Origin of the sequence: Dietzia sp. CW19, assembly GCF_014145265.1 — a bacterium.
Classification (GTDB): Bacteria; Actinomycetota; Actinomycetes; order Mycobacteriales; family Mycobacteriaceae; genus Dietzia; species Dietzia natronolimnaea.
In genome coordinates this window covers 1-2046 of the sequence record NZ_JAALEE010000227.1, presented here as the reverse complement: position 1 = coordinate 2046, position 2046 = coordinate 1, and the positions used below count along the sequence as shown (strand labels likewise).

Sequence of the window (2046 nt, the reverse complement as noted above, 5' to 3'; positions counted from 1 at the left end):
CCGTCCACCGGGTCGCGAGCCGGCACTTCCCCGTCGCGCCCACGGAGGCCAACACCGCCCTCGCCGCGGCGGTCGGGGAGCTCGCCGGGTCGAGCGGTGACGTCGCGGACCTGCCCGCGCACCTCGACGTGCTCGGGCACTTCGGCCCACTGGTGGAGGCGTCGCTCTCCCACACCGCCTCGCCGACCGTCCTGTCGGCCGGGTACAAGACCAACGTCATCCCCTCCGAGGCGTTCGCCGAGATCGACTGCCGCGTCCTGCCCGGTGGCGAGGAGACCTTCCGCGCGGAGATCGAGGACGAGCTCGGACCCGACGTGGCGGTCGACTGGATCTGGCAACCGCCGATCGCCGCGCCCGCCGACGACCCGCTGGTCTCGGTCATCCGGGAGGCGGTCCGCGAGGCGGACCCCGGCTCCCTGGTCGTGCCGTACCTGCTGCCGGCGAGCACGGACAACAAACACCTCGCTCCGCTGGGGATCCACGGCTACGGCTTCGTCCCGCTGCGGGTGCCGGACGAGTTCGACGTCTTCGGCCACTTCCACGCCGTCGACGAGAGGGTCCCCGTCGACGCGCTCCACTTCGGCGCCGATGTCCTGGCCCGTGTGCTCCGGTCGGCGTGAGGGGCCCGTTCTCGGGTAGCCGGACCGCGCAGCCGCGAACACCGCTACCCGCCGATGTGTGGGTACTGGTCGCGGCGGCCTTCGCCGTCGCGATCGGCTACGGTCTCGTCGCACCCGTCCTCCCGCAGTACGCCCGGAGCTTCGACGTCTCCGTGACCGCCGCGTCGGTGGTCGTGAGCGCGTTCGCGTTCTTCCGCCTGGTGTTCGCTCCCGCCGGCGGGTTCCTCGTGGACCGTCTGGGCGAACGCTGGGTCTACATGTCGGGCCTGCTCATCGTGGTGGTGTCGACCCTGGCCACGGGCGTCGCCCAGACCTACTGGCAGCTGCTGGTGTTCCGGGGACTCGGTGGACTCGGGTCGACGATGTTCACCATCTCGGCGATGGCGTTGCTCACCCGCCTCTCGCCACCCGGAGCCAGAGGACGGATCGCCGGGCTCTACGCCACCGCCTTCCTCATCGGCAACATCGGCGGGCCGGTCCTCGGCGGGTTGCTCGCCGGCTTCGGGATGCGGGTGCCGTTCTTCGTCTACTCCTTCACCCTGCTCGTCGCGACCGGAGTGGTGGCGGTGTTCCTCCGGGGAGGCCGCCGGCCCTCGGCGGACGACGGGACGGAGGAGCAGGAGGCGCTGCCGGTGCGCGAGGCACTCCGCCACAGCGGGTACCGCGCCGCGCTCGTGTCGAGTTTCGTCAACGGATGGAGTTCCTTCGGCGTACGGGTGGCCATCGTCCCGCTCTTCGCCGCCGCGAACTTCGACGCCGGTGCGGGGATCGCCGGCACCGCGCTCGCCTCCTTCGCGGTGGGCACCGCCGCCGTCATCTCGGTGGCCGGGTGGTTGTCCGACCGGTACGGACGACGGCCGCTGGTGATCGGTGGCCTCCTGGTGTCCGGGGTGTCCACACTCGTGCTGGGCTGGTGCGATACCGTTCCGCTCCTCGTGGCCGCCTCGGTGGTGGCGGGCATGGGGGCGGGGGTGCTCAACCCGGCACAACAGGCCTCGGTCGCGGACGTGATCGGAGCGGATCGCGCGGGCGGGAAGGTGCTCGCGACCTTCCAGATGGCCAGCGACTCCGGTGCGATCCTCGGCCCGGTGCTGGTGGGTCTCGTCGTGGACCTGTTCGGCTACACCGCCGGATTCGCACTCTCCGGAGGTCTGCTGCTGGCCGCGGTCGTCCCGTGGCTCGTCGCCAGAGAGACCCACGAGCACCTGGTCCGGGGAACCACGGGGGAGTGACCTGCGCCGCCGTGTCGCGAACGGGGCCTCCGACGCCGTAGCATGAGTCACCTCATGAGCAACGACAACGAGGACCGTACCGCCACCGCCGGCGACGAGGTCGAGACCGCCGCCAGCACCCCAGAGACCACCGACCCCACCGCCGAGACGGCGGACGACCGCGTCCCACCCGAGGCCGAGGCCGCCGCAGAGGC

2 protein-coding genes are annotated in these 2046 nt (G+C 71.8%); both read left to right on the top strand.

All coding sequences use genetic code 11. The features are described 5' to 3' along the window. Positions 1 to 620: M20/M25/M40 family metallo-hydrolase (locus tag G6021_RS07545; protein ID WP_182610231.1), on the top strand; the 620-nt coding region annotated here is incomplete at its 5' end. Beyond that, complete coding sequence (locus G6021_RS07540; RefSeq protein ID WP_179525571.1) at positions 617 to 1852, top strand: MFS transporter; 1236 nt, start codon at positions 617 to 619, stop codon at positions 1850 to 1852. The genes G6021_RS07545 and G6021_RS07540, both read left to right, overlap by 4 nt. Positions 1853 to 2046 lie beyond the last annotated feature (194 nt).